Raw genomic sequence first — 22,256 nt, forward strand, 5'->3', positions numbered from 1 at the left:
TGGATCAAAATCAGTGAACGGTGCCGCCCAGCTGTTCTTGCAGCAGCAAAACCTCGTCGCATTTGGGGCAGAACTCGTGTTCGCCATCGAGGTAGCCATGGACCGGACAGATCGAGAACGTCGGGGTCACGGTCAGGTAGGGCAGCCGGAAGCGCCCAAGCGCCTTGCGCACCAGTTGCTTGCAAGCCTGGGTCGAGGAGATACGTTCGGCCATGTACAGGTGCAGGACCGTGCCGCCGGTGTATTTGCATTGCAGCTCGTCCTGTAGCTCCAAGGCTTCGAACGGGTCTTCGGTGTAGCCCACCGGCAGTTGCGAGGAATTGGTGTAGTACGGCGCCACGGGGCTGCCGGCCTGGAGAATGTCGGGGTAGCGCTTGAGGTCTTCCTTGGCGAAGCGGTAGGTGGTGCCCTCCGCCGGTGTGGCTTCGAGGTTGTAGAGGTGACCGGTTTCTTCCTGGAACCGCAGCAGCGTGGCGCGCACATGATCGAGCAGGTTCACCGCGAAGCGCCGGCCCGTCTCGGTGTGCATGCCCTCCTCGTCGCCGGTGAAGTTACGCAGCATTTCATGCAGGCCATTGAGGCCGATGGTCGAGAAGTGATTGCGCAAGGTGCCCAGATAGCGCTTGGTGTAGGGATACAAACCGGCATCCATGTGGTGCTGGATCACCTTGCGTTTGACCTCCAGGCTTTCCATCGCCAGCTCCATCAGCGCATCCAGGCGCTGCAACAAGCCGCTGGTGTTGCCCTTGAACACATAGCCCAGGCGCGCACAGTTGATGGTCACTACCCCGAGCGAACCGGTCTGCTCCGCCGAGCCGAACAACCCGCCACCGCGCTTGAGCAGTTCGCGCACGTCCAGTTGCAGGCGGCAGCACATCGAGCGCACCTGATTGGGCTGCATGTCCGAATTGAGGAAGTTCTGGAAATACGGCAACCCGTAACGCGCCGTCATTTCAAACAGTCGATCGGCGTTTTCACTGTCCCACGGAAAGTCGTGGGTGATGTTGTAGGTCGGGATCGGAAAGGTGAACACCCGCCCCTTCGCATCGCCGGCCTGCATTACTTCGATGTAGGCGCGGTTGAGCAGGTCCATTTCGGCTTGCAGGTCGCCATAGGCGAACGGCATTTCCTCACCGCCGATGACCGGGATCTGCTCACGCAGATCCTGCGGACAGACCCAGTCGAAGGTCAGGTTGGTGAACGGCGTCTGGGTGCCCCAGCGCGACGGCACGTTGAGGTTGTAGATGAACTCCTGAATGGCCTGGCGTATCTCGGGAAAACTCAGGCGATCCTTGCGCACGTAAGGCGCCAGGTAGGTATCGAAGGAGCTGAACGCCTGGGCGCCGGCCCATTCGTTTTGCAAGGTGCCGAGAAAATTGACCATTTGCCCCAGGGCACTGCTCAGGTGCTGCGGCGGGCCGGCCTCGACTCGCCCCGGCACACCGTTGAGGCCTTCGTGCAACAGGGTGCGCAGCGACCAGCCGGCGCAGTAGCCGGCGAGCATGTCCAGGTCATGGATATGCAGGTCGGCCTCGCGGTGAGCCTGACCGATCGCCTCGCTGTACACCTCGTCGAGCCAGTAGTTGGCAGTGACCTTGCCCGACACGTTCAGCACCAGCCCGCCGAGGGAATAACCCTGATTGGCGTTGGCCTGGACCCGCCAGTCTTCGCGGTCGAGATATTCGTTCATCGACGTTGCCACCTCGACCATCGTCCGACGGTCGCGGCGCAGGCGTCCATGCTGTTCGCGGTAAACGATGTAGGCGCGCATGGCGTGGAAAAATCCGGCGTCCATCAGCACTCGCTCGACCCGGTCCTGGATCTGCTCGACATGCAGCCGTGACATGCCCTCCAACCGGGCAAGCACCGCCGCCAGCAAACCCTCGACTTCAACCTCGGTGTACTCGCCCGTGGCCTTGCCGGCGGCGATCAGCGCCTGACGGATCTTGTCGGCATCAAAGGCAACCAGATCGCCATTGCGCTTGTGCAAGCGGTTACACCCTACTGAGATCAACGTGCTCTGCATTTGGCCTCCAAACACCACATATAGATTTCGAACAACTCAAAACCACAACATGCTGTGAAGACTACGGACAAAGCACGGCGCTGCAATTGATCGGCATCAAGTTTGGACGGTGAAAAAACGGCGAATCCAATCTAGGGACGGGGGGTCTTCAACCGCCGCTCATGTTCATAAACCGCACGATCTGCACCTCCCCTTGCGGGGTGAAGTCGTGGCGCAGCGGTTTACCGCGCAGGGCTTTCTGGATCGCGTGGATCAGCGGTTGATCATCCAGCGGATACCGTCGCAGCAATCCGCGCAGGTCCAGCGCATCGTCCTGGCCCAGACAGAGCAACAGCTTGCCTTCAACCGTCATCCGTACCCGGTTGCAGGTGCCGCAGAAGTTGTGGCTGTTGGGCGAGATGAAGCCGATCCGCGTATCCGGATGCTGCTCCAGACGCACATAGCGCGCCGGTCCGCCGCTGTTTTCGGTGCTGTCGAGCAGCCGATGCCGACTGGCAATCAGCGCCCGCACCTCATCGCTAGCGCAGAACGATTCGCCACGGGAACGCCCGACATCGCCCAAGGGCATCTCTTCGATGAAGCTGATGTCGATGCGCTGGTCGATGGCGTATTGCACCAGCGCCGGCACTTCATCGAAGTTGCGCCCCTTCATCACCACGCAATTGAGCTTGATCCGCTCAAACCCTGCATTCCGCGCGGTTTCGATACCATGCAGCACCTGATCCAGATCGCCGTTGCGGGTGATCGCGCGAAATCGCCGGGCATCCAGGCTGTCGAGGCTGATGTTCATCCGTTTCACCCCGGCGTCGACCAATGGCCGCGCCAGTCGCCCCAACTGCGAGCCGTTGCTGGTCATCACCAGTTCGCGCAAACCGGGCAACGCTGCGATGTTGCGGCACAAGTCGACGATCCCCGGACGGATCAACGGCTCGCCGCCGGTGAGGCGGATCTTGCGCACGCCCATGCCGACAAACAGCGTCGCCAGGCGTTGCAGTTCCTCCAGCGTGAGTACCTGCTGACGCGGCAGGAACGTCATGTTTTTCGCCATGCAATACACGCAGCGAAAATCACAGCGGTCCGTCACCGACATCCGCAGATAGTCGATCTGCCTCCCAAAACCATCCTGCATCACAGCGTTCATCACGTCCCCCGGCCTACTGCACCAACGGTGAATCGGCGCCCTGCAAACGAATGCCGCGAATATCCGCCGCGCCGATCAGGGTTTGCAGGTACTGCACCAGCGCCTTTTGCCACACGCCCTGCTGCAACTGGGTGCGAATCGCCGTCGCCACCGCTTCGTAAGGCAACTGCGCCCCTTCGACCCGCTGATCGACGCTGACCACATGCCAGCCATAACGGCTTTCCAGCGGCTTACCGGCCAGACCCGGCGCAAGAGTGAACAACTGGCGCTCCAGCTCCGGCACGGTCTGGCCCTTGCTGATCTGCCCCAGCGATCCGCCCTGAGCCTTGGACGGGCAGGCGGAATACTTCAGCGCCAGCTCGGCGAAACTGCCAGGGAACTCATCCAGCCGTTGCAGGAGGATTTCCGCCTGGACATGGGCCAGCGCCCGGGCCTCGGCATCGTCCGGCGCGCATTCGAGCAGGATGTGCCGCACCGCCAGCAGCGGCGCGCTGTGGAAGCGCCCGCGATTGCTTTCGTAGTAACGCCGCGTGGTGTCCTCATCGCACTCCGGCACCTGTACCTCACGCTCAAGCAACAGGCGCGTGGCCGCTTCCTCTTCGTTCTCCCCGGCGCCGATCTCCAGCGCCAGCCCGAGCTCGGCAATCCGCTGCTGCAACAACTCGCGGATCACCAGCGCCCGGGCGGCCAGGTAAACCGCCTCCTCGCGGTTTTCGGCCGGGTGATATTGCAGCTCCTGGGCCATCGCCTGCGGGGTGATCTCCACCTCGTTGACGCTGATGATCGGCCATTCCTGTTCACTGCTGGCGATCAACTGCGCCGGGGCTTCTTCCACCGCCAGTTCTTCAAACGGCGCCGGAGCGCTCTCTGGCACTGCCACTGCCTCCGCTTTGCTTGAAGAACCGCAGCCACCGCTGCCGCCATTGCCGCCACCACATCCGCATCCACCTGACATGACTGCCTCCTCAGAACTTCTGCCGAACGATTTGATAACGACGGCCCAGATACCAGACCGGCGCACTGACGATGTGTACGAGACGGGTGAACGGGAACAGCACAAACAGGGTCAGGCCGAGGAACACGTGCAGCTTGTAGGTCAGCCCGACCGGACTGATGGACTGCGCCGCTTCCATCGGCCGCAACATCACGATGTTCTGCGCCCAGTCGGCGAGCATCACCATCACCGAACCGTCCATGTGCGCGGTGGACGCGACGATGGTCAGCAGGCCGAGCAGCAGCTGCGCCAGCAAAACCAGCAGGATCAGGATGTCCGAGGTGCTGGAACTGGCACGTACCCGGGGGTCAGTCAGGCGCCGCTTGATCAGCATCAACAAGCCGATCAGGCACAGCAGGCCGAAGAACCCGCCGGACACCATCGCCAGCAACTGCTTGTGTTCGGTGCTGATGACGTGGTGATAGACCGACGCCGGGGTCAGCAGCCCGACAAAATGCCCGGCCAGCACAAACAGCACGCCGATGTGAAAGAAGTTGCTCGCCACGCGCATGCCGCGCGGGTTGAGCATCTGGCTCGAGCCAGCCTTCCAGGTGTACTGCGCCAGATCGAAGCGCGCCCAACTGCCAATCAGGCAGATCGCCAATGCGACGTAGGGATAGATCCCGAACGCCAACAGATTCCACTTAGACATTGCCTACCTCCCGGCCAGGCGCTGCGGCCTGCCCTTCATGCTGAAAATCCACCCAATGCAACGGCACCGCGCTCTCTTCCCGGGCCTTGCCCGGCGCGCTCGGTATTGCACTGCAACGGTCCTGTTGCTCGGCCTTGAGGAAATCCACGGCCTCTTCTTCCCAGATTTTGTCGAGGGCTTCGAGGGAGTCGTCGCGGGTTTCCGCCGCGACTTGCTCGCGCAGGTCCGCCACCGCCTGATGCGGCTCGGCCCCGGCAATCTGCAGCAAGGCGCGGAAGCAACTGGCGTAGGCGCTTTCACGCTCGTCCAGACGCGCTGCGAGCAACGCCAGCAGGTGCGCAACGTCAGCCAGGCCCTCGCGGGCTTCGAGGTCGTCGCGGGTGGAGAGAAACTCCAGGTACAGCGGGATGTAGTCCGGCAGCTCCTTGACGCCGATGTCGAATCCCGCCGCCTCGTACTGGGCGAGCATGTCGACCATGGCCTGGCCCCGGTCGCGGGACTCACCATGGACATGCTCGAACAACAGCAGCGACAGCGCCCTGCCCCGACCGAACAGCGCACCGTAGTGTTCCTGCCCGTCCATCAGGTCATCGCCGCAGATCAGTTCGAGCAATTCGAACAACGCGCCGCGCTGTTTCGGGCTGATTTCCCGCGCCTGATGGATGGCCTGCTCCAGCTCGTCACGGCCCTCGATCAGGGTTTCGCTCGGGTAATCGAGCAGCAGCGAAATCACTTTGAGAATTTGCATGCTCAGTCCTCCCACAACTGCACGGTTTTCAGGATGTCGCGGCGGTTGGCTTTCTTCGCCCCGAACAGGTTGGTGTCGGAACTGCCGCTACAGCCGCTGCCGAAACTGAAGCCGCACCCGGAACGCTCGGCAAAGGCGTCGCTCATGGCGTCTTCACGGTGGGCACTTGGCACTACAAAACGGTCTTCGTAATTGGCGATGGCCAGGTAGCGGTACATTTCCTCGACCTGGTCCACGCTCAAGCCGACATCCTTGAGCACTTGCAGATCCTTGAACCCCTCGACCTGCTCGGAACGCTTGTAGGCGCGCATCGCCAGCAAGCGTTTCAGCGCCCGTTTGACCGGACGGACATCACCAGCGGTGAGCAGGTTCGCCAGATAGCGCAGCGGAATCCGCAGGCTGTCGACATCCGGGATCACCCCGTTCATGCCCACGGTGCCGGCAGCGGCGGCGTTCTGGATCGGCGACAGCGGCGGCACGTACCAGACCATTGGCAAGGTGCGGTATTCCGGGTGCAGCGGCAGCGCGAGTTTCCAGTCCACGGCCATTTTGTAGACCGGCGAGCGCTGGGCCGAATCGATCACCGATTGCGGCACGCCGTCGGCCAGGGCCTGACGAATCACCGCCGGGTCATTCGGATCAAGGAAGATCTCCAGTTGTTTTTCGTACAGATCCTGCTCGTTGGCGGTGCCCGCCACTTCGCTGATGCGGTCGGCGTCGTACAGCAACACGCCGAGGTAGCGGATCCGCCCGACACAGGTTTCGGCGCACACGGTCGGCATCCCGGCCTCGATACGCGGGTAGCAGAAAATGCACTTCTCGGATTTGCCGCTTTTCCAGTTGAAGTAGATCTTCTTGTACGGGCAGCCGCTGATGCACATCCGCCAGCCCCGGCATTTTTCCTGGTCGATCAGGACGATGCCGTCTTCTTCACGCTTGTAGATCGCGCCGCTCGGGCACGACGCCGCGCACGCCGGGTTGAGGCAGTGCTCGCACAGGCGCGGCAGGTACATCATGAAAGTGTTTTCGTACTCGCCGTAGATGTCCGCCTGGACCTTGTCGAAGTTCTTGTCCTTGCGCCGCTTGGCGAACTCGGTGCCGAGGATTTCTTCCCAGTTCGGCCCCCACTCGATTTTCTCCATGCGCTTGCCGGAAAGCAGCGAACGCGGACGTGCGGTCGGCTGGTGCTCGCCCAGCGGCGCGGTGTGCAGGTGCTGGTAGTCGAAGTCGAACGGCTCGTAGTAGTCGTCGATGCTTGGCAGGTCCGGGTTGGCGAAGATGTTCGCCAGCACGCGGAATTTTCCGCCAATGCGCGGGTTGATCGAGCCGTTGGCATTGCGCACCCAACCGCCCTTCCACTTGTCCTGGTTTTCCCATTCTTTCGGATAGCCGATGCCGGGCTTGCTTTCGACGTTGTTGAACCAGGCGTATTCCATGCCTTCGCGGCTGGTCCAGACGTTTTTGCAGGTGATCGAGCAGGTGTGGCAGCCGATGCATTTGTCCAGGTTCAGCACCATGCCGATCTGTGAGCGAATCTTCATCTCAGTTCTCCTCGATATCGGTGGGCAGCGGACGCGGCAGGTCATCGCCACTGGAGCCATCGAGCCAGTCGACTCGGGACATCTTGCGCACCACGACGAACTCGTCGCGATTGCAACCGACGGTGCCGTAATAGTTGAAACCGTAAGCCTGCTGGGCATAACCGCCGATCATGTGGGTCGGCTTGAGCACCACGCGGGTGACCGAGTTGTGGTGGCCGCCACGGGTCTTGGTGGTCTGCGCGCCGGGCACGTTCACGATGCGTTCCTGGGCGTGGTACATCATCACCATGCCGTCCTTGATCCGCTGGCTGACCACCGCACGGGCGGTCAGTGCGCCGTTGGCGTTGAAGCACTCGATCCAGTCGTTGTCCTCGATGTTGGCGCGCCTGGCGTCGTTCTCCGAGAGCCAGACAATCGGCCCGCCCCGGCTGAGGGTGAGCATCAGCAGGTTGTCGCTGTAGGTGCTGTGAATGCCCCATTTCTGGTGCGGAGTGATCCAGTTCAGGACGATTTCGGTCTCGCCGTTGCTGCGTTTGCCCTTCACGCCTTCGATGGTGCGGGTGTTGACCGGCGGGCGATAACTCATCAGTTGCTCGCCGAACGCCTGCATCCACGGGTGATCCTGGTAGAACTGCTGGCGACCGGTGATGGTGCGCCACGGGATGTTCTCGTGAACGTTGGTGTAGCCGGCGTTGTAGCTGACGTGATCGTCTTCGAGACCCGACCAGGTCGGGCTGGAAATGATCTTCCGAGGCTGGGCCTGAATGTCGCGGAAGCGGATGGCTTCGTGCTCTTTGGGCAGCGCCAGATGGCTGTGATCCAGGCCGGTGAACTCCGACAGCGCCGCCCACGCCTTGACCGCCACGTGGCCGTTGGTTTCCGGGGCCAGGGACAGAATCACTTCAGCGGCGTCGATGGCCGTATCGATTTTCGGCCGGCCCTTGCTGATCCCCGCCTCGCGTTCGTGATGATTGAGTTCACCGAGGAATTTCACTTCGGCCTCGGTGTTCCAGTTGATGCCCTTGCCGCCGTTGCCCTGTTTCTCCAGCAACGGACCGAGGGAGGTGAACTGCTTGTAGATGTTCGGGTAATCACGCTCGACCACTTGCAGGTTCGGCGCGTTCTTGCCCGGTTGTGGCGCCACTCCGGCGCTTTTCCAGTCGGTACCGCCAAACGGCTGGGCCAGTTCGCCAACGCTGTCGTGCATCAGCGGCACAGTCACCAGATCCTTCTCGACGCCGAGGTGCCCTTCGGACATCGCCGAAAACGCCTTGGCGATGCCCTTGTAGATTTCCCAGTCGGAACGCGATTCCCAGGCAGGATCGATCGCCGCCGACAACGGGTGAATGAAGGGGTGCATGTCCGAGGTGTTCATGTCGTCCTTCTCGTACCAGGTCGCGGTCGGCAGGACGATGTCGGAATAGACGCAGGTCGAGGACATGCGGAAGTCCAGGGTGGTCACCAGATCGAGTTTGCCGATGGCACCCTGATCGACCCATTCGGCTTCTTCAGGCTTGCAGTCGCCGACCTGGCCGATGTCTTCGTTCATCACGCCGTTCTTGGTGCCGAGCAGGTACTTGAGCATGTACTCGTGGCCCTTGCCCGAGGAACCCAGCAGGTTGGAGCGCCAGATGAACATGTTGCGCGGGAAGTTGACCGGGCTGTCCGGCTGCTCGCAGGCAAAGCGCAACGAGCCTTCGTGCAGCGACTTGACCACGTAGTCCTTGGTGTCCATGCCCGCCGCAGCGGCATCGCGGCAGATGTGCAGCGGATTGGTGTTGAGTTGCGGCGCGCTCGGCAGCCAGCCGGCGCGTTCGGCGCGGATGTTGTAGTCCAGGGCGTGTTCGGGGAACTGCGACTTGTCGGCCAGCGGCGAGAGCACGTCGTGCATGTTCATCTTCTCGTGGCGCCACTGCGAACTGTGGGCGTAGAAGAAGCTGGTGCCGTTCATTTGCCGTGGCGGACGGCTCCAGTCCAGGCCGAATGCCAGCGGCAGCCAGCCGCATTGCGGACGCAGTTTTTCCTGGCCGACGTAGTGCGCCCAGCCGCCACCGGTCTGGCCGACACAACCGCAGAGCATGAGCATGTTGATCAGCCCACGGTAGTTCATGTCCATGTGATACCAGTGGTTCATCGCCGCGCCGACGATAATCATCGAGCGACCACGGGTCTTGTCGGCGTTGTCAGCGAACTCACGGGCAATCTGGATGGCTTTTTCACGGCTGACGCCGGTGATCTGCTCCTGCCAGGCCGGCGTACCGGGCACCGAGGCGTCGTTGTAGTCCTTGGCGACGTTGGCGCCGCCCAGGCCACGGTCGATTGCCAGATTGGCGGCCGACAGGTCGAACACTGTGGCGACCTTGGCCACGCTGCCATCGGCCAGGGTCAGGCTGTGTACCGGCACGCGACGGTATTGCACGGCATCGCCGGCCACATGCTCGAAATACTCGTGGGCCTCGCCAGCGAAATACGGGAACGCCACTTCGGCGACGTCATCACCGATCAGGCTCAGTTTCAGATCGATTTCACGGCCCTCGCCGCCTTCACGGGCGAGGATGTTCCACTTGCCCTTCTCGCCCCAGCGATAGCCGATCGAGCCTTGCGGGGAAACCAGTTCGCCGTTGGCATCCAGAGCGATGGTTTTCCATTCCGGGTTGTTGTCCTGGCCGAGGTTGTCGGTCAGGTCGCTGGCGCGCAGGAAGCGATCCGGCTGATAACCGGCGCCCGGCGCGGTGCCGAGCATCGGCTTGAGCAAGACCAGCACCGGCAAGTCGGTGTAGCGCTTGGCGTATTCGGTGAAATAGGCGCTCGGCTGGTCGAGGTGGAATTCCTTGAAGATCACATGATTGAAGGCCTGGGCCAGCGCGGCATCGGTGCCCTGCTTGGGGTTGAGCCACAGGTCGGTAAGTTTGGCGACTTCCGAGTAGTCCGGGGTGATCGCAACAGTCTTGGTGCCCTTGTAGCGGACTTCGGTGAAGAAATGCGCATCCGGGGTACGGGTCTGCGGAACGTTGGAGCCCCAGGCGATGATGTAGTTGGAGTTGTACCAGTCGGCCGATTCCGGCACGTCGGTCTGCTCGCCCCAGACCATCGGCGAGGCTGGCGGCAGGTCGCAATACCAGTCGTAGAAGCTCAGGCAGGCCCCGCCGATCAGCGACAGGTAACGCGCGCCGGCGGCGTAGCTGACCATCGACATCGCCGGGATCGGCGAGAAGCCCACCACCCGGTCCGGGCCGTACTGTTTGATGGTGTAGACGTTGGCGGCAGCAATGATCTCGTTGACCTCATCCCAACTGGAACGAATGAAGCCACCCATGCCGCGCTTGCTTTTGTAGGAGTCGGCCTTGGCCTTGTCCTCGACGATGCTCGCCCAGGCCTCGACCGGCGCCAGGGTCTGCCGCGCTTCGCGCCAGAGCTTGAGCAGCGGCTTGCGGATTTTCGGGTACTTGAGACGGTTGGCACTGTAGATGTACCAGCTGTAGCTGGCGCCACGCGGGCAGCCACGGGGCTCGTGGTTGGGCAGATCGTTGCGGGTGCGCGGGTAGTCGGTCTGCTGGGTTTCCCAGGTGATCAGGCCGTTCTTGACGTAGATTTTCCACGAGCACGAGCCGGTGCAGTTCACCCCGTGGGTGGAGCGCACGATCTTGTCGTACTGCCAGCGCGAACGGTAGACGTTCTCCCAGTCGCGAGACTCCTTGCGGGTCTCGCCATGACCGTCGGAAAACTCGTTTTGCTTGCGATTGAAGAACCGCAATTGATCCAGTAAATGACTCACGGTGTAGTCCTCTCAGGCTTGCTGCGGGGTTCTGCGCCCCGCCCACGCAATGGTTGGATTCGGGTCGTCTCAGCAGGGGGTCTCGGCGCCTTTGCGCGCGTACCACCACCAGGTCACGACGATGCAGCTCAGGTAAAAGCCGACGAACATGTAGAAGGCCATCTCCGGGCCGCCGGTCTGGGCCATCGAAGTGCCGAAGGATTTGGGAATGAAGAACGCACCGAAGGCGCCCATGGCCGAACTGAAACCGAGGACGGCGGCGGACTCCTTGCCGGCGTCCTTGAGCGCTTGCTCGCGCACCGCTGGCGCCTTGCCGGCCGAGGCTTTTTCATGCTGGGCGCGGAAGATCACCGGGATCATGCGGAAGGTGGAGCCGTTGCCGATGCCGGTGGTGATGAACAGCAGCATGAACAGGCCGAGGAAACCGTAGAAGTTGCCGCCGCTGCCGTTCTGCGGCAGGAAGTGCAGGACGCCGAAAACCATCACGATCATCAGGACGAAATTCCACAGGGTCACTTTCGCGCCGCCGAGCTTGTCCGCCAGCCAGCCGCCCAACGGACGCACCAGCGCACCGACCAGCGGGCCGAGGAAGGCAAACTTCAGGGCGATGACATCGGGGAACGCGGTCTTGATCAGCAAGGGAAACGCCGCCGAGAAGCCGATGAACGAGCCGAACGTTGCCAGGTACAGCCAGCACATCAGCCAGTTGTGCTTGCGCTTGAAGATCACCGCCTGCTCGCTGAACGAGGCCTTGGCGCTGGACAGATCGTTCATGCCGAACCAGGCCAGCACGGTCACCAGCACAATGAACGGCACCCACATGAACCCGGCGTTCTGCAGCCACAATTGCGTGCCGTCCGGCAGCACTTGCGCCTTGCCGCCGAGGAAGCCGAACACACCGAAGGTAATCACCAGCGGCACGCAGAACTGCATCACCGACACGCCGAGGTTACCCAGTCCGGCGTTCAGTCCCAGCGCCGTGCCCTGCTGCGACTTGGGATAGAAGAAGCTGATGTTGGACATGCTCGAAGCGAAGTTGCCGCCGCCAAAGCCACAGAGCAACGCGATCATCACGAACACGCTGTACGACGTACTGGTGTCCTGCACGGCGAAGCCCATCCAGATCGACGGAATCAGCAACGACGCGGTGCTCAGCGCGGTCCAGCGGCGGCCGCCGAAGATCGGCACCATGAACGAATAGAAGACCCGGAACGTCGCCCCGGACAACCCCGGCAACGCCGCCAGCCAGAACAACTGGTCGGTGCTGAAGGTGAAGCCGATGGCGTTCAGGCGCACGATCACCGTGCTCCAGACCATCCACACGGCGAAGGCCAGCAGCAGCGCGGGAATCGAGATCCACAGGTTGCGGGTGGCGGTCTGTTTGCCGCTACTGCCCCAGAACGCGGGGTCCTCGGGGCGCCAGTCATGAATGACCGGGCCTTGGTCAGGCTTTTGCAGAACGGACATGGTGTTCTCCTTGGGCAATGCTGGAATTCGGGGCCGGCGCTTTACCCAGCACCGGGCTTTTGCGGATCTCGCTGAAGTACATCCAGGCCAGGGACACCCAGACCACGCCGTACAGCAACATGAAGCAGGAGGAGCGCACGCCGGTCAGGTCGACCAGGGCGCCAAACAGGATCGGCAGGATGAAACCGCCCAGGCCACCGGCCAGGCCGACGATGCCCGACACCGCCCCCATGTTTTTCGGATAGTCATTGGCGATGTATTTGAAGACCGAGGCCTTGCCGAACGCGAAGGCGATGCCCATCACGAACAGCAGCACGGTGAACAGCGCAGGATTGAGGCCGATGTGGAAATCCACCGGGCCATTGATGGTCTGCACTTGCAGTTGGGTTTGCGGATACGAGAGCAGGAACAGACAGATCCAGCTGACCCACAGCACCCACCAGGTCACGCTCTGCGCGCCCCAGCGATCCGACATCCAGCCGCCCACCGCGCGCAGCACGCCACCGGGCAGGGAAAAACAGGCCGCCAGCAGCGCTGCGCTTTGCAGGCTGAAGCCGTATTCCTGCACGTAGTATTTGGTCATCCACAGCGCCAGGGCCACGTAGCCGCCGAAGACGATCGAGTAGTACTGGCAGTAGCGCCACACCGCCGGGTCTTTCAGCGAACGCAACTGCTCGCGCAGGCTGGCGCCCGAGGCGCTGCGGTGGGCCTGGTTGTCGGCGCTGAGAAACCAGAACAGCAATGCGGTGATGAACAGGATCGCACTGAAGACCTTGGGCACCAGTTGCCAGCTGCCGGCGGCAATCAGCGCCGGGGCGAGAAACTTGGTCACGGCCGAGCCGGCGTTACCGGCGCCAAACACGCCCATGGCGAAACCCTGGCTGTCCTTGTCGAACCACTTGGCAACGTAGGCGATCCCCACCGAAAACGAGCCACCGGCCAGCCCGACGAACAGGCCCAGTACAAGGAATTGCCAGTAGGCGGTGGCGTGGCTGATCAGATAAAGGGGCGCGACGCAGGACAGCATCAGCACGAAGAGCACGCTGCGACCGCCGAACCGGTCGGTCAGCAAACCCAGCGGCAGACGTGACAACGAGCCGGTCAACACCGGGGTGGCGGCCAGCAGGCCGAATTGGGTTTCGTTGAGCTGCAGCAGTTCCTTGATCGGCACGCCGAGCACCGCAAACATCATCCAGACCATGAAACAGACAGTGAAGGCCAGCGTGCTCATGCCCAGCACCAGGCCTTGGCGTACACGGGGTGTGGTCACAATGTTCTCCAGTCAGTTAGCCATGGCGGCAGACTAGAGAGAGCAACCGCGCAAAAACTTGATCCACATCAAAGAGGGCCAATGGGCCTCGGGCCTATGCTTGTGCTACCTACCTCCAAGGAGGTAGTCCGGAAAACCGCTGAAACCCTTTGTTTATCAGTGTTTTGGATTTTTCCGGCCAGTGTTCTGTCGACACGGAGCTGTCGGCAACTCTTTAGAGGTAGCGAGCCCGGGATAGGCCGTCATGCCGATCCTGGAGCCTTGCATGCCCGGTTTCCCTGTCTTTTGCGGAGCAGCCAGATGATTGGCTGGCTGCGCAGCTCCCTGCCCGCTCGCGCCGGGCTGGCGGTGATTCTGATCGCGATGCTGGCCCTCGCCAGTTCGCTGAGCGCCGGTCTGATCGCCTGGTTCAGTCAGGGCGATGCCGCTGCCATCAACACCGCAGGCTCGGTGCGCATGGAGACCTACCACCTGAGCTGGAGACTCGCCTCCGGCGCCGGCAACGAAGAAATCACAGAGATCGCCCACAGCCTGCAACGCCGCCTCGACAGCCAGTCCCTTAAAGCCGTGCTGGAGGATGGCCCGAGCGCCGCGCTGCAAGTCAGCTACGGGCAGATCCAGCAACAGTGGAGCGACGTCCTGCGTCCGGCACTGGAACGTGGCGATGCAACGGCGTTTCAGGCCCAGGCCCAGCCGTTCGTTGAGCAACTGAACCAGTTCGTCAGCCTGTTGCAGCGCCAGAGCGAACAAAAGCAAGGCTGGCAGCAAGTGATCCAGGGCCTGGCGCTGTTCACCACCATGATTGTCTTGCTGATTGGCTTGTACGAATTGCAGTACGGGGTCATTGCGCCGCTCAAGGAACTGGTGGAGGCGACCCAGCGTTTTCGCCGTGGTGATTTCCAGGCGCGGGTCAACCACCAGTCCCAGGACGAGTTGGGTCAGTTGGCGATGAGCTTCAACGCCATGGCCGAGACCATCGAAGAATCCCATCGCACCCTGGAAAGCCAGGTCCAGCAGAAAACCCTCAACCTGCAACAGGCCAACGCCGCGCTGGAGCTGCTGTATCAAAGCAGCCGCAGCCTCGCCACGCGTCTGGCCAACGCCGAAGGACTGGACAAGTTGATCCAGCGCTTCCAGCAGCGTCTACCCGGCTTGCGCCTGTCGCTGTGCCTGCAAGGTCAGTTGCAGGCACCCGCTCCCCAATTGCTCGCCCTGCACGGTGCCGACAGCCGCGATGTCTGTGCCAAAAGCGATTGCGCCAACTGCCAGCGGCATCACGGCAGCAGCTCGCAGTCGTTCAGCATCAGCAACCAGGGCAGCGAGCTGGGTGAACTCAAGGCGCACTTTGTCGATGGCCACCCGCCGCAAGCCTGGGAAACCCAATTGATCCAGGCCCTCGCCAACCTGATCGGCACCTCGCTCTCGCTCAAGCGCCAGCGCGAGCAGGACCATCGCCTACTGCTGCTCGAAGAGCGCGCGATCATCGCCCGCGAACTGCACGACTCGCTGGCCCAGGCGCTGTCCTACATGAAGCTGCAAGTCAGCCGCATGCAGACCCTGATGCGCCGGGGCGAACCGGTGCAGACCCTGGAATCGGTCACCGCCGAACTGCGCGAGGGCCTGAACAACGCCTACCGCCAGCTGCGCGAACTGCTGACCACCTTTCGCTTGCAGATTCACGATGCCGGCCTGGTGCAGGAACTCAAGGACACCGCCGCCGAGTTTTCCCGGCGCGGGGAGTTCCAGGTACACCTGCACGTCGACACCCTGGCCTTCGAGCTGTCGGCCAGCGAGCAGATCCACATTTTGCAGATCACCCGCGAAGCGCTCTCCAACTGCCTGCGCCACGCCCACGCGCAGAACGCCTGGCTGGAGCTGCGCCAGGACGGCGAGAACGTCCGGCTCACCGTCGAAGACGACGGGCGCGGTTTCAGCGGCAACGTCGATCAACGCGAACACCACGGCCTGAACATCATGGATGAACGGGCGCGCAGCCTGCGCGGCCAGTTGCAGATCGTTTCCCGGGAGCCCCAGGGCACCCTCGTCCACTTGCAATTCCACCCGGAATTTCTCGGGCGGCACACAGAAGGTAACGTCGCATGAACCCGTCCCCACAACATCGCATTTTGCTGGTCGACGACCATCCGATGATGCGGCGCGGCATCCGCCAGATGCTCGAACTCGAAGATGATTTTTTGATCGTCGGCGAAGCCAGTCACGGCGAAGAGGCCCTGAGCCTGATCGAACCGCTGCAACCGGACCTGCTGCTGCTCGACAACAACATGCCGCAGATGAACGGCATCGAAACCCTGCGTCGGCTGCGAGCCATGCACTTCACCGGCAAGGTATTGCTGTTCACCGTCTCGGACGCCGAAGACGATATTCGCGATGCCCTGCGCCTGGAGGCCGACGGCTATCTGCTCAAGGACATGGAGCCGGAACTGTTGATCCAGTACATCCGCGATGCCCTGAACGGTGCGCTGGTCATCAGCCCCGGCCTGACCCGCGTCATGGCCCAGGCGCTGCGCACTCCGCCGCGTCAGGCGGCCGTGGAACTGACCGAGCGCGAACGTCAGGTGCTCAAGACCATCGCCGCCGGCCTGAGCAACAAGGTCATCGGCCACAAACTGGGGATCACCGAAGGCACCGTCAAGGTTCACGTCAAGAACCTGCTGCACAAGCTCGGGCTGCGTTCGCGGGTCGAGGCGGCCGTGTGGGCCATGGAGCATCTGCGCAGCGCCGGCTGACACGCATGCCTCCTTGGAGGTAGGCCGGCAGAGGCATAGGTCTGGCCGCCCGCGCTCTTTACTATAAGCGTCAGCGGAGGTACGCCATGCTGACCCACCCTTCCATCGTTTTAACGTTGCGCCGTCATCACCTGTTCAGCCAGTTGCCGGAGAAGGTCTTCGAGGAAGTCTGTGCCCTGGCGGTGCTCAGGCGCCTGAGTTGTCACGGCACGCTGATGCATCAGGGCGATCCGGCCAAGCGCTTTTTCCTGCTGATCAGCGGCCAGATCAAGTTGTACCGGCTGACCGGCGAAGGCCAGGAAAACCTGGTGGAGATCATCCAGCCCGGCCAGACCTTCGCCGAAGCCCTGCTGTTCAGCCAGGCCCGGCTGTACCCGGTGACGGCCACGGCACTCAAGGACAGCGTGCTGGTCAGCATCGAGGGCCATCATTACCGCAATGCCCTGGAGGATCAGCCGAAAGTCTGCCTGGCGATCCTCGCGAGCATGAGCGTTCACCTGCACCTGCGCCTGCGCGACATCGACACCCTGACCATCGCCAGCGCGAGCCGGCGGGTGGTCAACTTCCTCCTGCAGGAACGCCATCCCGTGACCGGGCAAATCGTCCTGCAAGTGTCCAAACGGCTGGTGGCGTCGAAGCTGGGGATCCAGCCGGAGACCTTTTCGCGAATTCTGCATCGGCTGGTGGAGTGCGGGTTGATTGCGATGGAGCGGCGCAATATCCGCATCCTCGCCGACGAAGACGCGCTGGTGGCGTTTCAATAGACGAATGGGGCACAGGTCCGCGCAAAGCTATTGGGTCACCACGATCCTGCCGGTCATCTGCGGGTGCAGGACACAGAAATACTCGAACTCGCCGGGCTTATCGAATAACCAGGAAAAACTGTCATTCGTGTCTAATGCCCCGGAGCGAAACACCTTGCGGGTTTCCGCCACCGTATGCGGGATCTGATCGTCATTCACCCACGTCACTTTGGTGCCCACGGACACGTTCAGCACCACCGGCATGAACATGAACTCCTTGATGTTGATCTTCACCTCCTCGGCCCACACCGGCATCGACAACATCAGGCACAACAGCGCCAACAGTCGCGTTTTCATCTGCTCCCCCTCCCCTAGACCAATGTCGAATCAATCAGCGCCAGCGGGTGATCGCCCTGCGTCGCCCGCACATCGGTGATCCCCAGATAATTGCGCAACTGATCGGCCGCCACGGTCATCGGTCCCGGTGACGGTGCCGTGCCCGGCGCCGGTTGCGGATAGGCGGTGCCGCGTGCGGTGTGGAAGGTGATGTTGCCTTCGACCTTCTGGATGACCTGATGAATGTGCCCGTTCAGTACTGTCACCGAGCCGTACTTGCGCAGCATCGCAATGGCCTGGTCTCCATCCTCGGTGCCCCAGCCCCACGGCTGATAAATCGTCCACAGCGGAATGTGGGTGAACACGACAATCGGCGTACTGCTCGATACCGCCCGCAGGTCATCGGCCAGCCAGGCCAGTTGATCGGCGCCCAGACTGGCCTCATGGCCGGCCTGGAAGTTGAAGACATTGACCAGCGCGATGAAATGCACGCCGTGGTCATCGAAGCTGTACCAGCCGTTACCTCGGGTGCCCTTGCCATAACGTTCCAGGTAGAGCTTGCCGCCACCCTCATCGAGGGTGTCGTGCTCGCCCGGCACGTAATGCACGGTGGACGGCAGGCCCTTGAGCAACTGTGCCGCGGTGTCGAATTCTTCGGCCTTGGACAGGTGCGTGATGTCGCCGGTGTGCAGGATCAGCGATGGCCGTTGCGGCAGCGCGACGACCCTGTCGATCGCCACCTGCAGGGTTTTCACCGGTTCAGGGTTGGCTTCCTTGTTGAACCCGATGTGCGAGTCGCTGATCTGCACGAAATGAAAGCTGCTGGCCAATGCCCTGGGGTCGGCGACGTTGCCCGTCTCATCCAGGGCAAAGGCCCTGGGAATCCCGCCGCTCATGGCCCAGATCACCCCGGCCCCGGCCCACGCCGAGCACTTGAGCAGGGTCCGCCGATCAGGGTTGAGCAATTCGTCGGTGCGTTGCGGGCGTTTTGATCGAATGTCCATCGGTAGGTCCTCGCTGGCGAACTACAGTGATGTAGCGACACCAGGTAAACCTTGCGCGACGAGCGTTTATTCCGCGCCGCAAAATAAATTCTTTTCCGGGAATAAAACCGCACGTCTCGCAGTTACAGGAGTGTGACGCTGCGGAAATCACTATGAAGCGATTTGAGGAACTGATTGCGCCCCATCTGGACGCTGCCTACAACCTCGCGCGCTGGCTCACGGGCAATGACAGCGCCGCGCGCGACGTCGTGCAGGAAAGCGCCCTGCGCGCTTTCAGGTTCTTGCAGCGATTCGCCGACGGCAACCCCAGGGCCTGGTTCCTGACCATCGTGCGCAACGAAAGCTACACCTGGCTCAAAGCCTCGGTCGGACACCCTTGGGTGGCCATCGATGACGACATGGCTGATGACCACCCGACGCTGAGCCACAGCCAGACCCCGGAACTGCTGGCGATCCACACGGAAAACGCCGCGTTGCTCCAGCAAGCGCTGGGCGCCCTTCCCCCGGTGTTTCGGGAGGTGATCGTGCTCAAGGAACTCGAAGACATGCCGTACAAGGACATCGCCCTGGTGGTGGATATTCCCATTGGCACCGTGATGTCGAGGCTGGCCCGGGCGCGCACCATGCTCAGGCTCGAACTGATGAAGTTGCACGATCATGAATGAACTCGACTGCACGACTTGCCAGACCCGACTGCACGGTTACCTGGATCAGGAACTTGATCCAGCGATGGCGGCGGATGTCGCGGCGCATCTGAGCGCATGCGCCGAATGCGCACGCCTGCATGCCGAAATGACGTTACTCAAGGGCAGCGTAAAGCGCTTTGCGCCGTATTACCCGGCGCCGGCGTCACTGGCGGCCGGCGTGTTTGCCGATGCGGCGCCCCGGCCACGGGTCTTTGAGCGCTGGCGCGCGGTGTTCGCTCCAGCATTTTGTGCTGCGGCACTGGCCTTGTCGGTGGTGCTTTATGTCGCGACGCCCGGCAGCGAACAACCGTTGATGGACGAGGCGGTCTCCAGTCATGTGCGTTCGTTGATGGGCGAACACCTGAACGATGTGGTGTCCTCCGACCGCCATACCGTGAAACCCTGGTTCACCGGCAAACTCGACTTCTCGCCCCCCGTGCTCGACTACACGGCGCAGGGTTTTCCATTGCTCGGTGGACGGCTGGATTATCTGCAACATCAGACCACCGCAGCCCTGAGTTACGGCCGAGCCAAGCACATCATCAACGTGTTCATCCTGCCCGCCGCACAAAGCGACAAGCCGAAACAGAGCCAGACGATTCGCGGCTTCAATGTGGTGTCCTGGCAGGCCAACCACATGCTTTTCGTGCTGGTTTCCGATGTGGAGAAAAGTGAGCTGGAGGCGTTCAGTCAGTTGCTCATGCACGGCACCTGACACGGGCTATTGAGTTGCCAGCCCCTTGCCCGCGCGCTCCAGATTGCGCCACAGCCACACAGGCAGGACATCGGGGTCGAGGCTGTCGATCAGGTTTTTCAGGGCCAGGCCCAGTTCGGTGTCGCCTTCGATCACCAGGCGGCGGCGGAAGAACAGCGTATCGGGATCTTCCTGGCGACTGGCGAGCAGCACGAACTCGCGCCAGTTGCCGCTGATGGTCACGTGCGCCGTCTCGCGCTCGGCAATCCGCAGGCCCTCGCGGTTGAGGGTCAGGAACCACGACAACCGCAGATCCGGAATCCGCAGGCACAACCAGCGCCCGCGCAGCATTTCAAACTCGCCAGCGCGCAGCGGCTCGGCGAGGCAACGGTTCAGTGCCTGCTGCAGCGCCAGACGCTGCACGGCAAACGGCACGCGCCGCACCAGCGGCAGCAAGCGGTCCGCCCCTTTGAGCAACCATTTCTTTCGATTCAACACAAGCCAGCCTCCTCCACCCGCAGCATCCCGGCCTCGCCGTGCCAGTAGCCATTGCACCCTTCCACATACAGCGGCGGCGTTTCCCCCGAACGCACCCGTTGATAGGCGGCGATGACCTCGGCCATGCCCTGGGCACGCGGGCTCAGGCGCAGCAGATCGGCGCCACAGGCCACCAGTCCCGAGTAATCGGCGAGCAGATTGGTCACCTCGGCAGACATGGTCTGAATCCCGTTGAGGGTGAACAGCGGCTGCCCTTCCTGACTGGTCAGGGCCAGTCCATCGGGGTAGTTGATGCAGCAGAAGCGGCAATCGTCCTTCGGCCGGTTTTCCGCCCGCGCCGTGAAGCAGCGCGCGGAATACGCCAGCGGCAGATGGCCGTAGGCGAAGATTTCCACTTCCGGCACCTTGTGCCCCAGCGCTCGCACCTGCTCGATCACATCGCGGATCAGCGCTGCCGAACACTCCACCGGTGGCACCCAGCGGACCATGCCGCTGTCGAGCAACTGCGCCAGCGCATGGCCGTTGTACAGGTTCAGCGCCGGGCCGCCCACGAACGGCAACTTGCGTTCGGCCAGAAACTGCACCGCGCCCAGGTCATTGGCTTCCACCAGCAACTGGCCGTTGTCGCACAGGCGCTTGAGGCTGGAGAGTTCGGACGCCGCTTCGATCAGGGTCAGGCTGGAAATCACCAGTTGCGCCTGGCTGCATTGCTGCAACTCGCGGCCCAGCCCCAGCCATTGATCGAGGGAAAACGCCCGGCGTTTCGAACACACGGTTTCCCCGAGGTAAATCACATCCAGAGGCAACGCCGACATCTCGGCGTAAAAATTGCCAAGTTGCGCCTTGTCCCAATAAAACAGGACCGGTCCCAGGCTGAGCTTCATGTTCCGTCCCTCATTGCCACGATCGATGATAAGCACCCAGCGTGGTCTGGCTGCCCTCGGACAACCCGGCCAGCACCTGGCGCCATTCCTCCTTGACCCGAAAACTGCCCGGCGCGCCACGGTGGGCGTCCAGCGCCGCGCGCCAGACGCGAGTGACCTGTTCGACATACGCCGGGCTGCGTTGCCGGCCCTCGATCTTCACCGCTTCGACCCCCATGGCCGAAAGCTCCGGAAGCAAGTCCAGGGTGTCGAGGCTGGTGGGTTCTTCGAGGGCATGAAAGCGTTTGCCGTCGACCAGAAAACGGCCCTTGCACAACGTCGGATAACCGGCGGGTTCGTCAGGGGTGTAGCGATCAATCAGCACTTCGCTCAGGCGCGCGCTCAAGCCCTGGGCATCTTCGCTCCAGCGCACAGCCTTGGCCGGCGAACAGACCCCGCACAGGTTCGGCGACTCGCCGGTGATGTAGGAAGACAGATGGCAGCGCCCCTCGGCCATGATGCACAGGCTGCCGAAACCGAAGACTTCGATCGGCACCGGGCTGCTCGCGGCCACCTGGCGCACCTGGGCCAGCGACAACACCCGAGGCAGCACCGCGCGGCGAATGCCGTAGCGCTGCGCATAAAATTCCAGCGCGGCGGCATGAGTCGCCGAGCCTTGCACCGACAGGTGCAGCGCCAGTTGCGGATGACGCTGGCTGGCGTAATTGAGCACGCCCGGATCGGCGGCAATCAACGCATCCACGCCGAAATCGGCGGCGCGATCCACCGCCCGCTGCCAGCGCTCCCAGCCCTTGGGCTGCGGGTAAGTGTTGACCGCAACGTAGAGTTTTCGCAGGTGCTGACGGATGTGGGCGACGGCGGCGTCGAACTGTTTGTCGTCCATGTTCAGCCCGGCGAAATGCCGGGCATTGGTGTCATCGCGAAAACCGACATACACGGCATCGGCGCCTTGGCGCACCGCGGCTTTCAGCGCAGGCAGGTTCCCTGCCGGGCAGACCAGTTGCATGGTTGATCCTCATGAAAAAACGCCGTCCTGAAAGGCGCTGCCAG

19 protein-coding genes are annotated in these 22,256 nt (G+C 62.4%); 5 read left to right on the forward strand and 14 right to left on the reverse strand.

The window, feature by feature from the left end:
• Positions 1 to 10: 10 nt before the first annotated feature.
• The 9 genes from N8H74_RS06320 to N8H74_RS06360 form a co-directional block, all read right to left on the reverse strand.
• The gene (locus tag N8H74_RS06320; RefSeq protein WP_262146632.1) at positions 11 to 2,026 is read right to left on the reverse strand and encodes a ribonucleoside triphosphate reductase; all 2,016 of its coding nucleotides are present in this window, start codon (positions 2,024 to 2,026) and stop codon (positions 11 to 13) included.
• 148 nt (positions 2,027 to 2,174) lie between these two features.
• On the reverse strand, positions 2,175 to 3,167 hold the full coding sequence (moaA, locus tag N8H74_RS06325) for a GTP 3',8-cyclase MoaA (RefSeq protein WP_262146633.1): 993 nt from the start codon (positions 3,165 to 3,167) through the stop codon (positions 2,175 to 2,177).
• Between the two features lie 13 nt (positions 3,168 to 3,180).
• The gene (locus N8H74_RS06330; protein ID WP_262146634.1) at positions 3,181 to 4,122 is read right to left on the reverse strand and encodes a peptidylprolyl isomerase; all 942 of its coding nucleotides are present in this window, start codon (positions 4,120 to 4,122) and stop codon (positions 3,181 to 3,183) included.
• Between the two features lie 10 nt (positions 4,123 to 4,132).
• Positions 4,133 to 4,813 (reverse strand): respiratory nitrate reductase subunit gamma, encoded by a 681-nt coding sequence (gene narI / locus N8H74_RS06335; protein WP_217831240.1) that lies wholly within the window; start codon positions 4,811 to 4,813, stop codon positions 4,133 to 4,135.
• On the reverse strand, positions 4,806 to 5,561 hold the full coding sequence (gene narJ / locus N8H74_RS06340; RefSeq protein WP_262146636.1) for a nitrate reductase molybdenum cofactor assembly chaperone: 756 nt from the start codon (positions 5,559 to 5,561) through the stop codon (positions 4,806 to 4,808). Before narJ ends, narI begins: the two co-directional genes overlap by 8 nt.
• 2 nt (positions 5,562 to 5,563) lie before the next feature.
• Positions 5,564 to 7,102 carry a nitrate reductase subunit beta gene (gene narH, locus N8H74_RS06345; RefSeq protein WP_262146637.1) on the reverse strand — a complete coding sequence of 513 codons (1,539 nt, stop codon included), beginning with the start codon at positions 7,100 to 7,102 and terminating at the stop codon, positions 5,564 to 5,566.
• A gap of 1 nt (position 7,103) precedes the next feature.
• Positions 7,104 to 10,877, reverse strand: coding sequence for a nitrate reductase subunit alpha (locus N8H74_RS06350; protein ID WP_262146638.1), 3,774 nt, complete (start codon positions 10,875 to 10,877; stop codon positions 7,104 to 7,106).
• A gap of 69 nt (positions 10,878 to 10,946) precedes the next feature.
• A complete protein-coding gene (locus N8H74_RS06355) occupies positions 10,947 to 12,344 on the reverse strand; it encodes a NarK family nitrate/nitrite MFS transporter (protein ID WP_217831244.1) in 1,398 nt (465 codons plus the stop codon).
• Complete coding sequence (locus N8H74_RS06360; RefSeq protein ID WP_262146639.1) at positions 12,322 to 13,614, reverse strand: nitrate/nitrite transporter; 1,293 nt, start codon at positions 13,612 to 13,614, stop codon at positions 12,322 to 12,324. Before N8H74_RS06360 ends, N8H74_RS06355 begins: the two co-directional genes overlap by 23 nt.
• A gap of 300 nt (positions 13,615 to 13,914) precedes the next feature.
• Here N8H74_RS06360 and N8H74_RS06365 point away from each other — a divergent pair, with 300 nt between their 5' ends.
• The 3 genes from N8H74_RS06365 (at position 13,915) to N8H74_RS06375 (ending at position 17,125) form a co-directional block, all read left to right on the forward strand.
• Positions 13,915 to 15,717 carry a HAMP domain-containing protein gene (locus N8H74_RS06365; protein WP_217831246.1) on the forward strand — a complete coding sequence of 601 codons (1,803 nt, stop codon included), beginning with the start codon at positions 13,915 to 13,917 and terminating at the stop codon, positions 15,715 to 15,717.
• Entirely contained in the window at positions 15,714 to 16,361 is a 648-nt protein-coding gene (gene narL / locus N8H74_RS06370; RefSeq protein WP_217831247.1) for a two-component system response regulator NarL, read from the forward strand. Before N8H74_RS06365 ends, narL begins: the two co-directional genes overlap by 4 nt.
• Positions 16,362 to 16,447: 86 nt before the next feature.
• Entirely contained in the window at positions 16,448 to 17,125 is a 678-nt protein-coding gene (locus tag N8H74_RS06375) for a Crp/Fnr family transcriptional regulator (protein WP_262146640.1), read from the forward strand.
• 27 nt (positions 17,126 to 17,152) lie between these two features.
• Here the strand turns inward: N8H74_RS06375 and N8H74_RS06380 are convergent, their stop codons facing one another.
• The gene (locus N8H74_RS06380; protein WP_262146641.1) at positions 17,153 to 17,461 is read right to left on the reverse strand and encodes a cupredoxin domain-containing protein; all 309 of its coding nucleotides are present in this window, start codon (positions 17,459 to 17,461) and stop codon (positions 17,153 to 17,155) included.
• Between the two features lie 14 nt (positions 17,462 to 17,475).
• A complete protein-coding gene (locus N8H74_RS06385; protein ID WP_262146642.1) occupies positions 17,476 to 18,444 on the reverse strand; it encodes a metallophosphoesterase in 969 nt (322 codons plus the stop codon).
• Between the two features lie 152 nt (positions 18,445 to 18,596).
• Between N8H74_RS06385 and N8H74_RS06390 the strand changes: the two genes are divergently transcribed.
• The gene (locus N8H74_RS06390; protein WP_262146643.1) at positions 18,597 to 19,109 is read left to right on the forward strand and encodes a sigma-70 family RNA polymerase sigma factor; all 513 of its coding nucleotides are present in this window, start codon (positions 18,597 to 18,599) and stop codon (positions 19,107 to 19,109) included.
• Positions 19,102 to 19,845 carry an anti-sigma factor gene (locus tag N8H74_RS06395; protein ID WP_262146644.1) on the forward strand — a complete coding sequence of 248 codons (744 nt, stop codon included), beginning with the start codon at positions 19,102 to 19,104 and terminating at the stop codon, positions 19,843 to 19,845. The genes N8H74_RS06390 and N8H74_RS06395 overlap by 8 nt, the downstream gene beginning before the upstream one ends.
• Positions 19,846 to 19,851: 6 nt before the next feature.
• Here N8H74_RS06395 and N8H74_RS06400 read toward each other — a convergent pair whose 3' ends face one another.
• From N8H74_RS06400 to N8H74_RS06410, 3 genes are read right to left on the reverse strand one after another with little or no spacing between them, the layout of a single operon-like run.
• The gene (locus tag N8H74_RS06400; protein ID WP_262146645.1) at positions 19,852 to 20,322 is read right to left on the reverse strand and encodes an SCP2 sterol-binding domain-containing protein; all 471 of its coding nucleotides are present in this window, start codon (positions 20,320 to 20,322) and stop codon (positions 19,852 to 19,854) included.
• A complete protein-coding gene (locus N8H74_RS06405) occupies positions 20,316 to 21,206 on the reverse strand; it encodes a U32 family peptidase (protein WP_262146646.1) in 891 nt (296 codons plus the stop codon). Before N8H74_RS06405 ends, N8H74_RS06400 begins: the two co-directional genes overlap by 7 nt.
• A 10-nt stretch (positions 21,207 to 21,216) precedes the next feature.
• Positions 21,217 to 22,212: a peptidase U32 family protein gene (locus N8H74_RS06410; RefSeq protein ID WP_262146647.1), complete on the reverse strand. Its 996-nt coding sequence runs from the start codon at positions 22,210 to 22,212 to the stop codon at positions 21,217 to 21,219.
• Positions 22,213 to 22,256 lie beyond the last annotated feature (44 nt).

It is taken from the genome of Pseudomonas sp. B2M1-30 (genome assembly GCF_025447575.1).
In the GTDB taxonomy this organism is placed as follows: domain Bacteria; phylum Pseudomonadota; class Gammaproteobacteria; order Pseudomonadales; family Pseudomonadaceae; genus Aquipseudomonas; species Aquipseudomonas botevensis.

Bases quoted from the DNA above. Each gene is read 5' to 3' on its own strand.
- N8H74_RS06320 (WP_262146632.1), bottom strand. From the start codon at position 2,026: ATGCAGAGCACGTTGATCTCAGTAGGGTGTAACCGCTTGCACAAGCGC.
- moaA (WP_262146633.1), bottom strand. From the start codon at position 3,167: ATGAACGCTGTGATGCAGGATGGTTTTGGGAGGCAGATCGACTATCTG.
- N8H74_RS06330 (WP_262146634.1), bottom strand. From the start codon at position 4,122: ATGTCAGGTGGATGCGGATGTGGTGGCGGCAATGGCGGCAGCGGTGGC.
- narI (WP_217831240.1), bottom strand. From the start codon at position 4,813: ATGTCTAAGTGGAATCTGTTGGCGTTCGGGATCTATCCCTACGTCGCA.
- narJ (WP_262146636.1), bottom strand. From the start codon at position 5,561: ATGCAAATTCTCAAAGTGATTTCGCTGCTGCTCGATTACCCGAGCGAA.
- narH (WP_262146637.1), bottom strand. From the start codon at position 7,102: ATGAAGATTCGCTCACAGATCGGCATGGTGCTGAACCTGGACAAATGC.
- N8H74_RS06355 (WP_217831244.1), bottom strand. From the start codon at position 12,344: ATGTCCGTTCTGCAAAAGCCTGACCAAGGCCCGGTCATTCATGACTGG.
- N8H74_RS06365 (WP_217831246.1), top strand. From the start codon at position 13,915: ATGATTGGCTGGCTGCGCAGCTCCCTGCCCGCTCGCGCCGGGCTGGCG.
- narL (WP_217831247.1), top strand. From the start codon at position 15,714: ATGAACCCGTCCCCACAACATCGCATTTTGCTGGTCGACGACCATCCG.
- N8H74_RS06375 (WP_262146640.1), top strand. From the start codon at position 16,448: ATGCTGACCCACCCTTCCATCGTTTTAACGTTGCGCCGTCATCACCTG.
- N8H74_RS06380 (WP_262146641.1), bottom strand. From the start codon at position 17,461: ATGAAAACGCGACTGTTGGCGCTGTTGTGCCTGATGTTGTCGATGCCG.
- N8H74_RS06385 (WP_262146642.1), bottom strand. From the start codon at position 18,444: ATGGACATTCGATCAAAACGCCCGCAACGCACCGACGAATTGCTCAAC.
- N8H74_RS06390 (WP_262146643.1), top strand. From the start codon at position 18,597: ATGAAGCGATTTGAGGAACTGATTGCGCCCCATCTGGACGCTGCCTAC.
- N8H74_RS06395 (WP_262146644.1), top strand. From the start codon at position 19,102: ATGAATGAACTCGACTGCACGACTTGCCAGACCCGACTGCACGGTTAC.
- N8H74_RS06405 (WP_262146646.1), bottom strand. From the start codon at position 21,206: ATGAAGCTCAGCCTGGGACCGGTCCTGTTTTATTGGGACAAGGCGCAA.
- N8H74_RS06410 (WP_262146647.1), bottom strand. From the start codon at position 22,212: ATGCAACTGGTCTGCCCGGCAGGGAACCTGCCTGCGCTGAAAGCCGCG.